General features: G+C 69.0%; 14 protein-coding genes. 10 read left to right on the top strand and 4 right to left on the bottom strand.

Features of this window, described 5'->3' with window-relative positions:
- Window positions 1–19 precede the first annotated feature (19 nt).
- The 7 genes from zigA to F3J18_RS00305 are packed head-to-tail and all read left to right on the top strand — an operon-like array spanning window position 20 to window position 8,151.
- Complete coding sequence (gene zigA, locus F3J18_RS00335; RefSeq protein WP_166910633.1) at window positions 20–1,237, top strand: zinc metallochaperone GTPase ZigA; 1,218 nt, start codon at window positions 20–22, stop codon at window positions 1,235–1,237.
- 59 nt (window positions 1,238–1,296) lie between these two features.
- Window positions 1,297–2,214, top strand: coding sequence for a GTP cyclohydrolase FolE2 (gene folE2 / locus F3J18_RS00330; RefSeq protein ID WP_166910631.1), 918 nt, complete (start codon window positions 1,297–1,299; stop codon window positions 2,212–2,214).
- Entirely contained in the window at window positions 2,211–3,641 is a 1,431-nt protein-coding gene (gene cysS, locus F3J18_RS00325; protein WP_166910629.1) for a cysteine--tRNA ligase, read from the top strand. The genes folE2 and cysS overlap by 4 nt, the downstream gene beginning before the upstream one ends.
- A 29-nt stretch (window positions 3,642–3,670) precedes the next feature.
- The gene (thrS, locus tag F3J18_RS00320) at window positions 3,671–5,686 is read left to right on the top strand and encodes a threonine--tRNA ligase (protein WP_205195234.1); all 2,016 of its coding nucleotides are present in this window, start codon (window positions 3,671–3,673) and stop codon (window positions 5,684–5,686) included.
- Window positions 5,683–6,189 carry a phosphoribosyl-AMP cyclohydrolase gene (gene hisI / locus F3J18_RS00315; RefSeq protein WP_166910625.1) on the top strand — a complete coding sequence of 169 codons (507 nt, stop codon included), beginning with the start codon at window positions 5,683–5,685 and terminating at the stop codon, window positions 6,187–6,189. The genes thrS and hisI overlap by 4 nt, the downstream gene beginning before the upstream one ends.
- A 25-nt stretch (window positions 6,190–6,214) precedes the next feature.
- Window positions 6,215–7,276, top strand: coding sequence for a homocysteine S-methyltransferase family protein (locus tag F3J18_RS00310; RefSeq protein ID WP_160294510.1), 1,062 nt, complete (start codon window positions 6,215–6,217; stop codon window positions 7,274–7,276).
- Window positions 7,273–8,151: a PIG-L family deacetylase gene (locus tag F3J18_RS00305; protein WP_166910623.1), complete on the top strand. Its 879-nt coding sequence runs from the start codon at window positions 7,273–7,275 to the stop codon at window positions 8,149–8,151. The genes F3J18_RS00310 and F3J18_RS00305 overlap by 4 nt, the downstream gene beginning before the upstream one ends.
- A 22-nt stretch (window positions 8,152–8,173) precedes the next feature.
- On the opposite strand, the gene F3J18_RS00300 is transcribed toward F3J18_RS00305, so the two are convergent.
- Entirely contained in the window at window positions 8,174–9,172 is a 999-nt protein-coding gene (locus F3J18_RS00300) for a helix-turn-helix domain-containing protein (protein ID WP_166910622.1), read from the bottom strand.
- 173 nt (window positions 9,173–9,345) lie between these two features.
- Here F3J18_RS00300 and F3J18_RS00295 point away from each other — a divergent pair, with 173 nt between their 5' ends.
- A complete protein-coding gene (locus F3J18_RS00295; protein WP_166910620.1) occupies window positions 9,346–10,866 on the top strand; it encodes an aldehyde dehydrogenase family protein in 1,521 nt (506 codons plus the stop codon).
- Between the two features lie 66 nt (window positions 10,867–10,932).
- Here the strand turns inward: F3J18_RS00295 and F3J18_RS00290 are convergent, their stop codons facing one another.
- Window positions 10,933–12,435 carry an MFS transporter gene (locus tag F3J18_RS00290; RefSeq protein WP_166910618.1) on the bottom strand — a complete coding sequence of 501 codons (1,503 nt, stop codon included), beginning with the start codon at window positions 12,433–12,435 and terminating at the stop codon, window positions 10,933–10,935.
- A 139-nt stretch (window positions 12,436–12,574) separates the two neighbouring features.
- Window positions 12,575–13,321 carry a helix-turn-helix transcriptional regulator gene (locus F3J18_RS00285; RefSeq protein ID WP_166910616.1) on the bottom strand — a complete coding sequence of 249 codons (747 nt, stop codon included), beginning with the start codon at window positions 13,319–13,321 and terminating at the stop codon, window positions 12,575–12,577.
- Between the two features lie 117 nt (window positions 13,322–13,438).
- Here F3J18_RS00285 and F3J18_RS00280 point away from each other — a divergent pair, with 117 nt between their 5' ends.
- Entirely contained in the window at window positions 13,439–15,637 is a 2,199-nt protein-coding gene (locus F3J18_RS00280; protein ID WP_166910614.1) for an FAD-binding protein, read from the top strand.
- Window positions 15,634–16,713, top strand: a complete 1,080-nt coding sequence (locus F3J18_RS00275; RefSeq protein ID WP_240154603.1) for a hypothetical protein — start codon at window positions 15,634–15,636, stop codon at window positions 16,711–16,713. Before F3J18_RS00280 ends, F3J18_RS00275 begins: the two co-directional genes overlap by 4 nt.
- Before the next feature lie 13 nt (window positions 16,714–16,726).
- On the opposite strand, the gene F3J18_RS00270 is transcribed toward F3J18_RS00275, so the two are convergent.
- Window positions 16,727–17,902 carry a cellulase family glycosylhydrolase gene (locus F3J18_RS00270; RefSeq protein WP_226285292.1) on the bottom strand — a complete coding sequence of 392 codons (1,176 nt, stop codon included), beginning with the start codon at window positions 17,900–17,902 and terminating at the stop codon, window positions 16,727–16,729.
- Window positions 17,903–18,001 lie beyond the last annotated feature (99 nt).

The raw sequence follows: 18,001 nt of genomic DNA, 5'->3' as shown, positions 1-18,001 counted from the left end.
CATTATCGAGATCCCCAAGATGAGCCAAGCAACCTCCACTTCCCCCTCTCCCGGCAGCCTGCCGGTCACGGTGCTGTCCGGCTTTCTCGGCGCGGGCAAGACCACCTTGCTGAACCACATCCTCAACAACCGCGAGGGCCGGCGCGTGGCGGTGATCGTCAACGACATGTCGGAGGTGAACATCGACGCGGCCCTGGTACGCGAGGGCGGCGCCGAGCTGTCGCGCACCGACGAGAAGCTGGTGGAGATGAGCAACGGCTGCATCTGCTGCACGCTGCGCGAGGACCTGCTGGAGGAGGTCGACCGGCTGGCGCGCGAGGGCCGCTTCGACCAGATCGTGATCGAGTCGACCGGCATCTCCGAGCCGCTGCCGGTGGCCGAGACCTTCACCTTCGAGGGCGAGGACGGCCGCAGCCTCAACGAGATCGCCCAGCTCGACACCATGGTGACGGTGGTGGACGGCTACAACTTCCTGCTCGACTACAGCTCGCGCGACAGCCTGCAATCGCGCGGCGAATCGCTGGGCGAGGAAGACCGGCGCACCGTGGTCGACCTGCTGATCGAGCAGATCGAGTTCTGCGACGTGATCGTGCTGAACAAGATCGACCTGATCAGCGACACCGAGCGCGAGCGCCTGATGGCGATCCTGCGCGGCCTGAACCCGCGCGCGCGCATCGAGCTGGCCGAATTCGGCAAGGTGCCGCTCGAGCGCGTGCTCGGCACCGGCCTGTTCGATTTCGACGAAGCCTCGAAGGCGCCGGGCTGGCTGCAGGAAATGCGCGGCACCCACACGCCCGAAACCGACGAATACGGCATCAGCAGCTTCGTCTATCGCGCGCGCCGCCCGTTCCACCCGCAGCGCTTCCACGCGCTGATCGGCAGCGAATGGCCCGGCGTGGTGCGCTCGAAGGGCTTCTTCTGGCTGGCCAGCCACCCCACCCTGGCCGGGAGCTGGTCGCAGGCGGGCGCCGTGGCGCGCCACGGCCCGGCCGGCTACTGGTGGGCCGCGGTGCCCGAGGAGCGCTGGCCGCAAGACCCGGAGGCGGTCGCCGCGATCCGTGCCAAGTGGGACGAGCGCGTCGGCGACGCGCGGCAGGAACTGGTGCTGATCGGCATGGACATGGACGAGGCGTCGATGCGCGCCCGGCTCGATGCCTGCCTGCTCAGCGACGAGGAAATGTCCCGCGGCCCGGCCGTCTGGACCACCTGGCCGAGTCCGTTTTCCGACTGGCCCTGATCGAACCAGCGTTCCTTGCTCCAGACCGGGTGGGGACGCATCTCCACCGAACCGAGAGCATGAACGCAGCCCTTCCCGACGTCTCCCTGACCGACCTCGCGCCCAGCCTGAGCCCGCTGGCCTGGGTCGGCATGCAGCAGATCGACCTTCCCGTCACGATCGACGAGCCCGGCTATCGGCGCGCCCTGCACGCGCGCGCCGACGTGCAGGTCGATCTGCCCGCCCCGCAGGTCAAGGGCATCCACATGTCGCGCCTCTATCGCCTGCTCGACACGCTCGGGCACGACGAGGCGCTGTCGCCCGCCGGCCTGGTCGCGCTGCTGCAGGCGATGGTCGACAGCCATCGCGACTGCGACAGCCGCAATGCGCGCCTGCGCCTGCGGGCCGAGCTGCTGACGCGCCGCCCGGCCCTCGTCACCGAGGGTCTGTCGGGCTGGAAAGCCTACCCGGTGCGCATCGACGCGACGCTGATCGACGGCCGCCCGAGCCTGCATGCACGCGTCACGGTCGCCTATTCGTCGACCTGCCCGTGCTCGGCCGCGCTGTCGAGGCAACTGGTGGAGCAGGCCTTCCTCAAGGACTTCGAAGCAAGCGCCGCGCTCGATCCGGCGGAAGTCGCCGCCTGGCTGAAGCGTCATGCCACCTTGGCCACGCCGCACAGCCAGCGCAGCGAGGCCGAGGTGAGTATCGGGATCGCCGCCGATGCGCGCGACTTCGGCCTGCTCTCGCTGATCGACCGCATCGAGGCGGCCGTCGCCACGCCGGTGCAGACGGCGGTCAAGCGCGCCGACGAACAGGCCTTCGCGGCGCTGAACGGCGCCAACCTGATGTTCGTCGAGGACGCCGCGCGGCGCATCCAGGCCGCGCTCGCCGGCCTCGGCGGCGCGCACGTGCATGTGCGCCACCTGGAAAGCCTGCATCCGCACGACGCGGCGGCCTGGTCCGTGCCGGTGCGAGCGGGAGGAGTCCAGCCATGAGCGACGCGATCCGCCTGCACAACACGCTCACGCGCCGCAAGGAAGTCCTTCGGACCTCCCGGCCCGATCGCGCCACCATGTACGTCTGCGGTCCCACCGTCTACAACTTCGCGCACATCGGCAACGCGCGGCCGGCGGTGGTGTTCGACGTGCTGGCGCGCCTGCTGCGCCACGACTATCGCGAGCTGGTCTACGCGCGCAACTTCACCGACGTCGACGACAAGATCAACGCGGCCGCGGCCGCCGCGGCCTTGCCGATCGGCGCGATCACCGAGCGCTACATCGCGGCCTATCACGAGGACATGCAGGCGCTGGGCGTGCTCGCGCCCGACCTCGAACCGCGCGTCACCGAGCACATCCCCGAGATCGTCGCCCTGATCGAAACCTTGATCGCGCGCGGCCATGCCTATGTCGCGGAAGGCCACGTGCTGTTCCATGTGCCCTCCTACGCCGACTACGGCCAGCTCTCGGGCCGCCGCACCGAGGACATGATCGCCGGCGCGCGCGTGGAGGTGGCGCCCTACAAGCGCGATCCGCTCGACTTCGTGCTGTGGAAGCCCTCGACGCCCGAGCTGCCCGGCTGGGACAGCCCTTGGGGCCGCGGTCGCCCCGGCTGGCACGTCGAATGCACGGCGATGATCGGCCGCCACCTCGGCCATACCATCGACATCCACGGCGGCGGCCAGGACCTGATCTTCCCGCATCACGAGAACGAGATCGCGCAAGGCAGTTGCGCCCACGACGCGCTGTATTGCCGGACCTGGGTACACAACAGCTTCGTCACCGTCGACGGCCAGAAGATGTCGAAGTCGCTCGGCAACGTGCTGCTGGTGCGCGAGCTGCTGGCCGAGGCACCCGGCGAGGCGATCCGTTTCGCGCTGCTGGCCACGCATTACCGCAATCCGCTGCACTGGAACGCGCGGCGCCTGGCTCAGGCCCGGCAGACGCTGACGCGCTGGTACGGCGCGCTGGCGTGTGTGGAGGCGCACGACGGCGGGCCTGCTCCGGCCCAGACCGTCGAGCCCGATGCCCTGGTGCTGGCCGCGCTGCGCGACGACCTCAACGTGCCGCTCGCGATCAGCCGCCTGCACGAGCTCGTATCGCAGCTCGCCCACGCCACCGATCCCGACGAGCAGCGCGAGGCCGCGGCGCGGCTGCGTGCCTCCGCGGCGCTGCTCGGGCTGCTGCAGCAGCACGCCCGAAGCGCCCTCGCCGCGCTGCGCCACCAGTCCCGCGATCCGCGCCATGCGCCGCTGACGCCCGAGCGCGCCGAGGCGCTGGTGGCCGAGCGCGATGCCGCGCGCCAGCGTCGCGACTTCGCCCGCGCCGACGCGCTGCGCCAGGAACTCGACCGGGGCGGCGTGCTGCTCGAGGACACGCCGCAAGGCACGCAATGGCGTTTCGCCGATCACGAGGTGCAGTCATGACGCCTCCCCTCTCCACCTTTCCCGAAGCCATGATTCCTTCCGCCCTGGCCGAATCCATCGACCTCACCCTGCCCGACGGCTCGCATCGCGGCGTCGCGACAGGCACCACGGTGGCCGAGGTGGCCGCCGCGATCGGCCCCGGCCTGGCCAGGCGCGCCGTCGCCGGCGAACTCGACGGCCGGCTGGTCGATCTCGGCGACGCCATCGAGCACGATGCACGGCTTCGCATCATCACGCCCGCCGACGAGGAAGGGCTCGCGATCATCCGCCACTCCTGCGCCCACCTGCTCGGCCACGCGGTCAAGCAGCTCTACCCGGACGCGAACATGGTGATCGGCCCGGTGATCGAGGACGGTTTCTACTACGACATCGCCTATTCGCGCCCCTTCACGCCCGAGGACCTGGCGGCCATCGAGCAGCGCATGCGCGAGCTGATCGACCTCGACTACGCGGTGATCAAGCGCGTGCTGCCGCGCGAGGAAGCGATCCGCCTGTTCCGCGAGCGCGGCGAGGCCTACAAGCTGCGCCTGATCGAGGCGATGCCCGAGGTCGCGGCGATGAACCTCTATTTCCACCAGGAATATGTCGACATGTGCCGCGGCCCGCACGTGCCGAACACGCGTTTCCTCAAGGCCTTCAAGCTCACGCGCCTGGCCGGCGCCTACTGGCGCGGCGACGCGCGCAACCCCCAGCTGCAACGCATCTACGGCACCGCCTGGGCCGACGCGCGCCAGCTCGCGGCCCATCTCGAACGGCTGGAGGAAGCCGAGCGGCGCGACCATCGCCGGCTCGGCCGCGAGCTCGACCTGTTCCACTTCCAGGAGGACGCGCCCGGCGCGGTGTTCTGGCATCCGCGCGGCTGGGCCGTGTTCCGCGAGCTGATCGCCTACATGCGCCGCCGCCAGGAGGAAGCCGGCTACGTCGAGGTCAACTCGCCCGACGTGATGGACCGCAGCCTGTGGGAAATCTCGGGCCACTGGCTCAACTATCGCGACCACATGTTCACCACCGCCACCGAGGACGGCCGCTCGCTCGCGCTCAAGCCGATGAACTGCCCCGGCAGCGTGCTGCTGTACCGCCACGGCCTGAAGAGCTATCGCGACCTGCCGATCCGCATGGGCGAATTCGGCAAGGTGCATCGCTACGAGCCTTCGGGCGCGCTGCATGGGCTGCTGCGCGTGCGCCACTTCACGCAGGACGACGCCCACATCTATTGCACGCCCGCGCAGATGGACCAGGAATGCCGCGCCGTGGTGGCGCTGGTGCTCGACATCTACCGGCAATTCGGCTTCGAGGACGTGCGCATCAAGCTCTCCACGCGGCCCGCCAACCGGATGGGCGACGAGGCCACCTGGGATCGCCTGGAAGGCGCGCTGGTGAACGCGCTCGACGCAATGGGCCTGGATTACCGGCTCAATCCCGGCGAAGGCGCGTTCTACGGCCCCAAGCTCGAATTCGTGCTGCGCGACGCGATCGGCCGCGACTGGCAATGCGGCACCCTGCAGGTCGACATGAACCTGCCCGAGCGCTTCGGCATCGAGTACGTCGACGAGGATGGCCAGCGCAAGCGGCCCGTGATGCTGCATCGCGCGCTGTTCGGCTCGCTGGAGCGTTTCATCGGCATCCTGATCGAGCATCACGCCGGCAAGCTGCCGCCCTGGCTCGCGCCGGTGCAGGCGATGGTGCTGTCGATCACGGAGGAACATGCCGATTACGCGCGCGACGTGACGCAGCTGCTGGCCGCCTCCGGTCTGCGCGCCGAGGCGGACGTTCGCCGCGAGAAGATCGGCTACAAGATCCGCGAGCAGACCCTGCAGCGGATTCCGTTCCTGCTGGTGGCCGGCGCCCGGGAACGCGAGACCGGCAGCATCGCGATCCGCTCGCACGGCGGGCTCGACCTCGGCACTCTGCCGCTCGCGCAGGCCGTCGCGCTGCTGGTCGACGCATGCCAGGCACCCGACCAGGCCGCGCGCATCGCGGCGCGGCAGGCGCTGTTCGCGCGCGTCGGACTGCATACCCCCAACACCACAGGAGCATTGCAATGAGCCAGGTACCCAAGGACACGGCGAGCGAGGGCGTGACGCTGGCCTCGCGCGATTCGGTCGAGCAGGTCGAGGAGGGCCACGCCCTCGCGCCGCGCTTCGACCGCGACGGCCTGATCGCCTGCATCACCACCGAGGCCGCCAGCGGCGAGGTGCTGATGCTCGGCTACATGAACCGCGAGGCGCTGGCGCTGACCATCCGCAGCGGCGAGGCGCACTACTGGAGCCGCTCGCGGCAGGCGCTGTGGCGCAAGGGCGCCACCAGCGGCCTGGTGCAGCGCGTCGAGGAGATGCGCATCGACGACGACCAGGACGCCGTCTGGCTGCGCGTGAGCGTGGCCGGTTCCGGGGCGAGCTGCCATGTCGGCTACCGCTCCTGCTTCTATCGGCGCGTGCCGGTCGGCGCGCAACACGAGCAGGACCCGGCGCTGGTCTTCACCGAGGCGCGGAAGACCTTCGATCCGCTGCAGATGTACGGCGACGCGCCCAATCCGACGATCCTGTAACCATCGAACCCGCACGAGGACCATCATGGCCCGGCATCCCGCCATCGACATCGACTACACACGCGGCGCCGGGCTGGCGCGGCTGCTGCAGGCGCGCATCGCGATCCTCGACGGCGCGATGGGCACCATGATCCAGCGCGAGCGCCTGGGCGAGGCCGAGTTCCGCGGCGACCGCTTTCGCGACTACCCGCGCGACCTGAAGGGCAACAACGAGCTGCTGTCGCTGACGCGGCCGCAGCTGATCCGCGAGATCCACGACGCCTATTTCGCGGCCGGCGCCGATATCGCCGAGACCAATACCTTCGGCGCGACCTCGATCGCGCAGGCCGACTACGGCCTCGAAGCGCTGGTGCGCGAGATGAACCTCGAATCGGCGCGGCTCGCGCGCGCCTCGGCCGACCGCCATGCCACGCCCGGGCAGCCGCGTTACGTGGCCGGCGCGATGGGGCCCACGCCGCGCACGGCCAGCATCTCGCCCGACGTGAACGATCCCGGCGCGCGCAACGTCAGCTTCGACGAGCTGCGCGAGGCCTATCACCAGCAGGCGGCGGCGCTGCTCGAAGGCGGCGTGGACCTGTTCCTGGTCGAGACCGTGTTCGACACGCTCAATGCCAAGGCAGCGCTGTTCGCGCTCGACGAGCTGTTCGAGCAAACCGGCGAGCGGCTGCCGATCATGATTTCCGGCACGGTCACCGATGCCTCGGGGCGCGTGCTGTCGGGGCAGACCGTGGAAGCGTTCTGGAATTCGCTGCGCCATGCGCGCCCGCTCACCTTCGGCCTGAACTGCGCGATGGGCGCCGCGCTGATGCGGCCTTACCTGGCCGAGCTGGCCAAGCATTGCGAGACCTATATCTCCTGCTACCCGAACGCGGGGCTGCCCAACCCGATGAGCGAGACCGGCTTCGACGAAACGCCCGACGTCACCTCCAGCCTGCTCGGCGAATTCGCCGAGGCCGGCCTGCTCAATATCGCCGGCGGCTGCTGCGGGACCACGCCCGAGCACATCGCCGCGATCGCGCGGGTGATGCGCAGCAAGGCGCCGCGCGCGCTGCCCGGCCGGCCCGTCGCGGCGGAGCCCGAGGCATGAGCCGAACGCGGCCGGCCGACGGCGTGATCGACTACCTGGATGCCTTCGATCGCCTGCTGCAAGCGCGGCTGCCGATGCCCGAGCCGGCCGGCCCGCTGCCCTCGATCGAACTCGATCATGATCGCCCGCTGGCGATGCTGGTCTCGCCGCATCCCGACGACGAGTGCCTGGTGGGCGGCCTCGCGCTGCGCCTGCGTCGCGAGGCCGGTTACGCGGTGCTGAACCTGGCGGCCACGCTCGGCAGCCGCGTCGAGCGCCGCGAGGCGCGCTGGTGCGAGCTGAGCCAGGCCTGCGGGCGGCTCGGCTTCGCGCTGGCCGATGCCGGCTTCACGGGCCGCGAGCCGATCAGCGAGGCGCGCCGCCACGCGGACCCGGCCAGTTGGGAACGCGACGTCGCGCTGCTGGCCGCGCTGCTCGACCGGTATCGTCCGCGCCTGCTGGTGTTCCCGCATGCGCGCGACGGCTCGGCCACCCATATCGGCGTGCACCGGCTGGTGCTCGACGCCCTGCAGCGATACGAACGACCGCTGTGGCTGGCGCAGACCGAGTTCTGGGGCACGCTGGACGATCCCAACCTGCTGCTGGAACTGCGCAAGGCCGAGGTCGCCACCCTGCTCGACGCCCTGCTCTGCCATCGCGGCGAAATCGCACGCAATCCCTATCACCTGCGCCTGGCTTCCTGGCTGTCCGACTCGGTGCGGCGCGGCGGCGAGAACGTGCCCGGCGCCGGCGCGCAGCCGCCGTCCTTCCCGTTCGGCGCGCTGTATCGCGTGGATCGATGGAGCGGGTGCGCGATCGAAACCGTCGAACGGCGCGCCATCCTCGACGGCGGCGCCGACCTGCGCGAGCTGTTTCCGCCGCTCGACGCGCGCTGAGCGCCCTTCGCCTCAGCCCACCTCAGCCTCCCTCGCTCCGGCGCGCGGCGAGCCGCTCCCGGTACTCGCTCGGCGTGGTCGCCAGGTACTTGTGGAAGGCGCTGCGCAGCCGCGCATCGGAAGCGAAGCCGCTGCGGAACGCCAGCGACTTCATCGGCAGGCGCGTATCGGCCAGCAGGCGCTTGGCCTTCTCGAGCCGCGCCATCTCGATGAACACGGCCGGGCTCGAACCGGTCTCGCGCTGGAACATCCGCGAGAAATGCCGCGAACTCATCGCGAAGCGCGCCGCCAGCGCCTCCACCGACAGCCGCTCGCCGAGGTGATCGAGGATCCAGGCCTGCATCTCGCGCACGGTCGGCGATTGCGTCAGCTGGCTCTGCAGGCTGGTGCTGACCTGCGCCTGCCCGCCGGGCCGCTTCAGGTAGATCACCATGTCGCGCGCGATCGCGAGTGCCAGCTCGCGGCCATGATCGTGCTCGACGAAGGCCAGCGCCAGGTCGATCGCCGCGCTCACGCCGGCCGAGGTCCAGACCCGCCCCTCCTGCACGAAGATCGCGTCGGTATCGAGCCGCACGCGCGGATAACGCTCGGCCAGCAGGGCCGCCACGCTCCAGTGCGTGGTGGCCTGCTTGCCGTCGAGAAAGCCGCTCGCGGCCAGGAACAGCGTGGCCGAGCACAGCGCGGCCAGCCGCTCGACGCGATGCGCGACGCGCTCCAGCCAGTCGACGATGGCGCGCGATTCGTCGAGCGCCGCTTCGATGTCGCGCGTGCCGACCACGATCACGGTGGAGGCAAAGTGCCGGGTGTCGAGCGGTTCGGTGGCCTCCAGCGGCACCGGCGTGTCCGAGCGCACGGGGCCCGGCACGGGCGCGGCGATCCGCACCTCGTAGCCGGGCGCGCGCCCGCTCTCGCGCAGATGGTGGTTCGCATAGCTGAACACCGTCAGCGCGCTGATGGCCTCGAGCATCTTGAAGCCCGGGTAGACGACGATGTCGATGCGATGGGGGGCAGGCTGTGGCATGAGGGATTTCCGGCGGAATGCGTCAGGTGAGCATGATCGCGAAAAAACGCGCGGCGTGCCGGCCGATGTCCGGATTCGTCGCCAGTGTGTCCGGATCCGGTCGGGATCGGCGGCCCGCCGCGCCGCCGTGCTTCGTAGACTGGCCTCACCTCCACCCCGATGGGAATCCTGTCATGCAATACGCCAAACCCGGCCAACCCGGCTCGCTGCTCTCGGTCGCCTCGCGCTACGGCAACTTCATCGGCGGCGAATTCCGCGCGCCCGTGAAGGGCCAGTACTTCCTGAACCGCTCGCCCGTCACCGGCGAGACCATCGCCGAATTCCCGCGCTCCAGCGCCGAGGATATCGAGCTCGCGCTCGACGCGGCGCATGCCGCGGCCGACGCCTGGGGCCGCACCTCGGTGGCGCAGCGCAGCCTGGTGCTGCTGCGCATCGCCGATCGCATCGAGCAGCACCAGGAGCGGCTCGCGATCGCCGAGACCTGGGACAACGGCAAGCCGATCCGCGAGACGCTGGCGGCCGACCTGCCGCTCGCGATCGACCATTTCCGCTATTACGCCGGCGTGATCCGCGCGCAGGAAGGCGCGACCGCCGAGATCGACGAGCATACCGCCGCCTATCACTTCCACGAGCCGCTCGGCGTGGTGGGCCAGATCATCCCCTGGAACTTCCCGCTGCTGATGGCGGCGTGGAAGGTCGCGCCGGCGCTGGCCGCCGGCAACGCGGTGGTGCTCAAGCCGGCCGAGCAGACGCCGCTGTCGATCACCCTGCTGCTGGAGATCGTCGGCGACCTGCTGCCGCCCGGCGTGCTCAACGTGGTGCATGGCTTCGGCAAGGAAGCCGGCGAGGCGCTGGCCTCCAGCCGGCGCATCGCCAAGATCGCCTTCACCGGCTCGACGCCGGTGGGCCGGCAGATCCTCCACCACGCGGCCGAGAACATCATCCCCTCCACCGTCGAGCTGGGCGGCAAGTCGCCGAACCTGTTCTTCGAGGACATCATGCAAGCCGAGCCCGAGTTCATCGACAAGGCCGCCGAAGGGCTGGTGCTCGGCTTCCTGAACCAGGGCGAGATCTGCACCTGCCCGTCGCGCGCGCTGGTGCAGGAATCGATCTACGAGCCCTTCATGGAGCGCGTGATCGAACGCGTGAAGCGGATCCGCCAGGGCGACCCCTTCGATACCGAGACCACCATCGGCGCGCAGGTTTCCGAGCAGCAATACGACAAGATCCTCGGCTACCTGACGATCGCGCGCGAGGAAGGCGCGCAGTTCCTGGCCGGCGGCGCGCCGGGCAGGCTGGCGGGCGAGCTGGCCGGCGGCTACTACGTCGAGCCGACCCTGGTGAAGGGGCACAACCGCATGCGCGTGTTCCAGGAGGAGATCTTCGGGCCGGTGATCGCCGTCACCACCTTCCGCGACGAGGCCGAGGCGCTGGCGATCGCCAACGACAGCATCTTCGGCCTGGGCGCCGGGCTGTGGACGCGCGACGCGAACCGCGCCTATCGCGTGGGGCGCGGCATCAAGGCCGGCCGCGTGTGGACCAACTGCTATCACCTGTATCCGGCGCACGCGGCCTTCGGCGGCTACAAGCAATCGGGGATCGGGCGCGAGACCCACAAGATGATGCTCGACCATTACCAGCAGACCAAGAACCTGCTGGTGAGCTACGACGCGCGGCCGGTCGGGCTGTTCTGATCGGGCAAGGCGGCAAGAGGACAGCGGCGCGCCGCGGGCATCGGGCCCGCGGCGCGCCGTTCTCGTTCAGGCAGCCTGTTTCGCGAGTGCGGCGGCCGGCTCGGCGTCGCGATAGTCTTCCGCGTCGATGTCGTAGCCGGAAGGCTCCCAGCGCAGCAGCAGGAGCGCCGTCAGCGAGGCCAGCGGCGCCAGCGCGATCAGCCAGAACACCCGCGTGCCGAACGTGGCGGCCAACACCGGGAACAGGAACAGCGACACGGTGGACAGGCCGCGCGCGACGGTCTGCGAGAAGCCGACGCCGACGCCGCGCAGCGAGGTGGGATAGCTGAGCGTGGCGTAGGTCATCGAATGCGAGCCGGGACCGAAGCCCTGCCCGAACAGGTAGGCGCCGAGCAGCAGGATCGCACCGACAACCAGGGCCGCGCCGCTCGGCTTGCCGATCAGCGCCAGGCCGATCAAGGACGCGAACTGCAGGGCCACGCCGGCCACCGTCATCTTCCAGGCGCCGATGCTGGCGGCCGTGCGCACGCCGATCAGGCCGCCCACGAAGGCGAACAGCAGGTTCAGCGCCAGCGCGGCGACGATGGTGGTGAGCGGCCCCTGCTTCAGGAAACTGGCGAGGATCACCGGCACGCCGTAGACGATCGCGTTGTAGCCGAACGAGGACGCGCCGCCGATCACCAGGGTCAGGATGGTGCGCTTGCGATAGGTGGGATTGAACAGGGCCGCGAAGCTGCGCCACGAGGCGCGCGCGGGCCGCGGCGTGCCGAGCTCGGCGCCCTCGGCCACCACCGCGTCGATGCCGTGCGAGCGCTTGAGGATGCGCGCCGCGCCCGCCAGGTCGCCCTGGTTGGCGGCCCACACCGGCGATTCGCTGATGTAGCGGCTGCGCACCGCGATGATCGCCAGCGCCGGCACCGCGCCGAAGGCCAGCACCACGCGCCACAGCCAGCCGAGCTGCGCATCGGGCAAGACGGCATAGAGCCCGAGGATCAGCAGGTAGCAGGCGCTGGTGGCCGCGTACCAGGCCGGGCACCAGGCGGCGATGCTGGACGCCTTGTTGCGCTTGCCCGAGACGCGCGAGAACTCGGCCAGGAAGGCCATCGCCACCGGCAGGTCGAGGCCGACGCCGATCCCCATCACGAAGCGCGAGATCGCCAGCACCCAGGCATTCGGCGCCAGGCCGGCGGCGATCGCCGCGACCACGAAGAACACCATGTCGGCCATGAACACGCGATAGCGGCCGATCCGGTCGGTCAGGTAGCCGCCGGCCAGGGCGCCCACCAGCGCGCCGAAGGTGATCGCCGAGGACACCAGGCCGACCTGCACCGGGCTCAGCGCGAACTCGCGCGCGATGTCCTTGATGCCGTAGGCCAGCGAGGTGAGGTCGTAGGCGTCGAGGAACACGCCGCCCAGCGCGATCGCCACCACCGCGCGCGCGTGGCCGCCGGGCGCGGCGCCGCGGTTGGCCAGGCGCGCCACGTCCTGGGCCGAGCGGATCAGCTCGGGCGCGCCGGCGGCGGAATCGGCTTGCGCCGGCGCGGCGCGATCGAAAGCGAGGGTCGACATGGTTCGGCTCGTCAGCGAGAAGAAAACGAGTTGCGACTATATCGACCGGAAATACGCGCTCAAATGCCGATTTCGGGGATCCTTATCGCGCGCGCTGCGTAGGCGGCGCGCGGGGATTCGGCTGGGGAAAGGGGCGTCGTCACGGTCCGCGGCGCGGGCGGCGCTGCGCCGTGAACACCTCGGGCTCCCATTCGCGCAGGGCCAGCAGCAGGCCCATGCCGTGTTTCTGCTCCAACGGCGTTCCGGTCGCCTCGGCATGCAACGCGTCCATGCGCGCACGCAAGCGGCGCATCTCCAGCTTCAACTGCGCCGCGCCCTGCGCCGTCAGCATGCCGTGGATGAATTCGAGCGATTCGCCCTCGCCCGCGAATCGGCTCGCGAGGAAATCGTGCAGTCCCTGCGCAAGGAAGAACTGGCGAATCGGCCCGTTCGGCAACCAGTCGAAATCGCGCGCCACGCGCAGGCGAATACGATCGCCCGGCAGCAGGCTGACGATCTGCATGTGCTCCAGCGTCAGCAGGTGCCGGATGCATTGCGCGCGCGTGATGCGGTACACGCTCTCGATTTCCTCGATGGTCCAATGGTTCAGCGCACAGACCGTAATCAGCAGCAGCGTGTCGTCGGCCACCAGTTGACGCTCCTGCTTGTCGCTCAGCACCCGGATCGCGGGCGCGGAAGCCGCGGCCGCCTGCACCAGCTCGGCCATCGTCAGCCCCAGCAGGCGCGCGAAGTCGCCGAGCCGCTCGAGCGTGAAACGCCCGCTCGCGATCAGCCGCTTCACGCTCGGCTCCGAGATGCCAAGCGCCTGCGCCGCGTCGCGATAGGTCATGCCGCGCGCCTTGAGCTCGCGCTTGATCGCGGCGCAGATCTGGTCGATTTCTTCCATAAGGATCATTTCTCGATACTTTTCGTCGCATTATATGATCCAGAATCAGGAAAATCACCGAGATGTGATACCTCGTGGAAATATCCGTCCTACTTCCAAACCGGACAGGACGGCCCCATGCAGGCAATCAACGACGTAAGCGGACTCAACCGGATCCTGGTGGCCGGCGTGGCGAGCCCCACCTCGACGGACGAGGTGGCGTCCCTGCTGCGCGGCGCCACGCTGCCGGTCTCGATCGGCGGCGGCCACTTCAGCATGGGCGGCCAGACCACCAGCCACGGCACGCTGCACCTCGACCTGCGCGCCATGAACCGCGTGCTGCGATTCGACGTGGCGGCCGCGCGGATCCGCGTGCAGGCCGGCATTCGCTGGTCCGACGTGCAGCGCGCGATCGACCCGCACGAGCTGGCCGTCAAGGTGATGCAGACCTACGCGAACTTCACCGTGGGCGGCACCTTGTCGGTCAACGCGCACGGCCGCTATATCGGGCATGGGCCGATGGTGACCTCGGTGCGTTCGATCGTGCTGGTGCTGGCCGACGGCCGCGTGGTGGAAGCCTCGCGCGAGACGCATGCCGAACTGTTTCGCGCCGCGATCGGCGGTTACGGCGCGATCGGCGTCATCACCGAGGTCGAGCTCGATCTGGTGCCGAACACCCGCGTCGAACGACGCGTCGCGAAGATGCGCCTGCAGGACTACGCGGCCTGGTTCGATGCCGAGGTACGCTCGCGCGACGACGTTGTGTTCCACAACTTCGACCTCTACCCACCGCATTACAGCCGCGGCCTGGCCGTGAGCTGGATCGAGACGGAACTGCTGGCCAGTTCGCCGCGCCTGCGCGATGGGCAACGGCAACACGGCCTGAACCGCTACCTGCTCTGGGCGATCACCGAAACGCCGGCGGGCAGGCTGCGTCGCGAGTTCCTCTACGATCCGCTGATCCATGCACGCCGCGCCGTGCACTGGCGAAACTACGAAGCCGGCTACGACGTGGCCGAACTCGAGCCCGCCAATCGCGCGCGCAGCACCTACGTGCTGCAGGAATACTTCGTGCCGGTACGACAGCTCGAACGCTTCGCCGCCGCGATGGGCGAGGTGCTGCGCCGCCATCGCGTCAATGCGGTCAACGTCTCGATCCGCCACGCCCGCGCCGACGAGGAAACCCTGATGTCCTGGACGCGCGGCGAGACCTTCGCCTTCGTCCTCTACTACAAGCAGCGCACCGACCGGGCCGCCTGCGAGCACGTGGCGAACTGGACCCGCGAACTGATCGACGTCGCGCTGGAGGCCGGCGGCACCTACTACCTCCCCTACCAGCCGCACGCAACCGAGGCCCAGTTTCATCGCGCCTATCCGCGTGCGCGCATGCTGTTCGCGCTCAAGCGCGAACTCGACCCGCACTATCGCCTGCGCGGCGCCCTGTGGGATCGCTACTATGCAGCGGCATCGCGGGCCGTGGGCGAACGCGAGTCGCTGTTCCGCGCGGTGTACGGCGACGAAGCGGCGCGCACGCGTTTCCATGGCTTCCTGAGCAGGATCTTCGCGATCGTCCCGCCTGACGGCCTGCACGCGCTGATCGAGCGGAGCACCGCGGGCAGCACCGACGACGAAACCATCTATCGCGCCATCCAGGCCGGCTTGCCGGCCATCACGCCGCGCCTGGCGATGTTCACGCATGCCTTGCCCTCCCTGGCCCGCCAGAAAACCGTGATGGGGGAGCAGGCCGCGCGGCTCGTCGGAGCGCGCAAGCTGCGCGACTACGTGGAGATCGGCACCACCGGGCGCTACGCCGCCACGCTGCGCCGGCACCTGGCCTTGTCCGGCCGAACGACGCTGGTGAATGAGCTCGAGCCCACGTATTCGCCGGTCGATATCGTCGAGCGCGGCTCGATCCGCCAGCGCGCCGCCTTCGTGCCGCTCGACGGTTATGCGCCGATCGCCATGAAGCCGTCCAGCGCCGACCTGGTGTCCTGCTTCATCGGCCTGCATCACGCCGCGCCGGATCGCCTCGACGCCTTCCTCGTCTCGATCGTTAGCGTGCTGCGGCCCGGCGGCTTGTTCCTGCTGCGCGAGCATGACGTGCGCGACCCGGCGATGGGCCGTTTCGTCTCGCTGGCGCATGCGGTGTTCAATGCCGGGCTCGGCGAAAGCTGGGAAACCAACGCGGCAGAGGCGCGTCACTTCCGGAGCGCGAAGGATTGGGTCGCGCGACTCGAAGCGGCGGGGCTTCGTGCGATCGGGCCGCGCCTGCGCCAGGACGGCGACCCGACCGACAATCTCCTGATGGCCTTCGTGAAGCCGGAGGCGACGGCATGAGCGCCATCCTCGCCAGATCGATCCTCGCGCTGGCGCTGGCGAGCCCGCTGGTCGCCGCCGAGGCCGCTGCGGCCCCGTCGGCACCGGCTGCCGGCGTCGCCATCGCATCCGACAGCCTGGTACCTCCCGCGGATCGCCGCGGCGCCGAGCAGACCTTGCTGACCTACCCGGAATGGTTCCTGGTGCACAGCCCGGCCGAATATGCGCGCCTGGTGCAGACACGGCCGCCGCACGAATTTCCGTTCTTGCGCCATATCGGCCAGCTCTGGTCCGGATATGCCGAGGTCGGCTACGAGCAATGGCGGCTCGGTTATCCGCTCAATCCCGGCTATCACCTCATGATCGGCGTGATCGCGGGCAGCACCACGCTCGAATACGGCATACGCGCCGTCTACGGCAACACCATCGGACGCTTGAGCTGGGTGCTGGGCGGTAGCCGGCTGACGGACGAGGATCGTTTCGATGCACTGGCCGCGGAGCAGTATGTCGACTTCATCCGCCAGCAGCCCTGGTACCTGTTCGATTTCGGCTCGCGCCTGGAGCAGCTCTGGACCGAGGTGCCGATGCACGGCCCCGGCACGATCCGGAAATGGGAGCGGCGCTTCGCACTGAGTTGCGAATACGGCATCAAGGCCGCCTACGGCAAGCTCATCAAGGTGGCGACGCATGCCGCCTACGACGCGCCGCGGATGAACACCGACGTGGTGGTGGAAAGCCTTCCCGCGGACTGGACGCCGCCGCCCGAAGTCAGCCTGCTCTCGCGCTTTCCGGATGGCCGGGCACTGCTCTCGCTGCCGCGCTACTACGACTTCCGCATCGCGGCCACGGCGTTGGCGAAGCAGGGCGTGCGGATCGTCGACGTGGCCGGCAACCGCTCGACCATCCTGGTTTCGGCCTGGGCACACGCGGGCGCGAGCATCGACGCCCACGGCGGCCGCGTACTGTTTACACAAGCGATCGAGACGCCGGCCGACACGCAGCGCGCCGTGATGCTGGTACCGGTCGGCGAATTGTCGAGCGTGCTCGCGCAGGCCGATTCGCACGGCCTGACCATCGAGCACGTCTACGACTACTGAGGCCTCGCCGCCATCAATACGAAGGCTTGATATTGAGCGCCGAGTTCTTCGCGAAGGTCGCGCTGGTCGACCACAGCCGCCACTTGCGCTCGATCTCGGAAGCCGAATCGGTAGACACGTTCGGGCGCGCCGGCCAGAAGGTCGGGTCGTACCAGCCCCAGTAGTTCGGCGCGGTGCCGTTGACGGCCTTGTAGGCCCATTGCGTCCAGCTCAGCCCGGCGTTGTTGTAGGCCGTGATGCAGTACTGCCAGACGCTCGGGTCGGTCGAGAAGGCATTGAACTCGCCGACGTAACCCGGCACGTTCCAGGAAGCGTGATTGGCGAAATCGCGCGCCTGGTTGTCGGCGCCGTTCTTGATCACCGAGGCGTTGCCGTTCGCCCCCCACTGGTACTCGTGCATCTCGTAGACCACGTTGGTCCAGCCGTATTGCGAGGGCGGCGGCAGCATGTCCCAGTTCCAGTTGCCCCAGGTGCCTTCGATGAAGATCATGTGATCGGGATCGATGCTGCGGATGCTGTTGTAGAAGCGCGAATAGGCGCTCCACACGGCGTTGTTGTTCGGCGCGCCGGTCGGCTCGTTGATCAGGTCATAGCCGGCCACGGTGGTATTGCCCTTGAAGTGATTCGCGATCTGCCACCACAGCCAGGCCGTATCCGACTGGAACTCGGTATTGCTCCAGAACGCATTGCGATTGCCCTGGCCGGTATCCACGTCGGTGCCCTGGCCGCCGATCACGCCGTGCATGTCGAAGATCACGTAGATGCCGTTGGCCGCCGCGTTGGCCACCAGCTGGTCGAGCTCGACGAAGGCATCGCTGCGCCAGCCCGGAATGGTCGGATTGTCGAGATCGAAGAACTGCCCCCACCACAAGGGCACGCGCACCACGTTGAAACCGGCGGCCTTGATATTGGCGAAATCCTGGGCCTGGATCCAGGTGTCCTGGTAGGCCTTCATCAGCGCGCGTTCCTCGGTCACGCCGTAGGCGGCGTCGAGCTGCTTCATCACGCTGTAGGTATCGGTCAGGCTGCCGGCATCCATCGGCGACATGTAGCCTTCCATCACGAACCAGCCGCCGAGATTGAAACCCTTCAACTGGACCGTCTTGCCGCTGGTATCGACGATCTGCCGTCCACTCGCGTGCAGCATCGACAAGGCCGCCTGCGCATCGGCGCCCGAGGCGGCGAACATGGCGAATGCGGCGGAGGCAAGGATGGCAGCTCGACGGAGACGTCCGATGGCGGACTTGCGGGGCGTTTTCATTCAGTATTCCTGTTCGAATGTCCGATG

Origin of the sequence: Burkholderia sp. Ax-1720, assembly GCF_011753035.1 — a bacterium.
Taxonomy (GTDB): domain Bacteria; phylum Pseudomonadota; class Gammaproteobacteria; order Burkholderiales; family Burkholderiaceae; genus Burkholderia; species Burkholderia gladioli.
The sequence above is the reverse complement of the archived record's forward strand: the minus strand, read 5'-3'. Positions and strand labels throughout refer to the sequence as shown.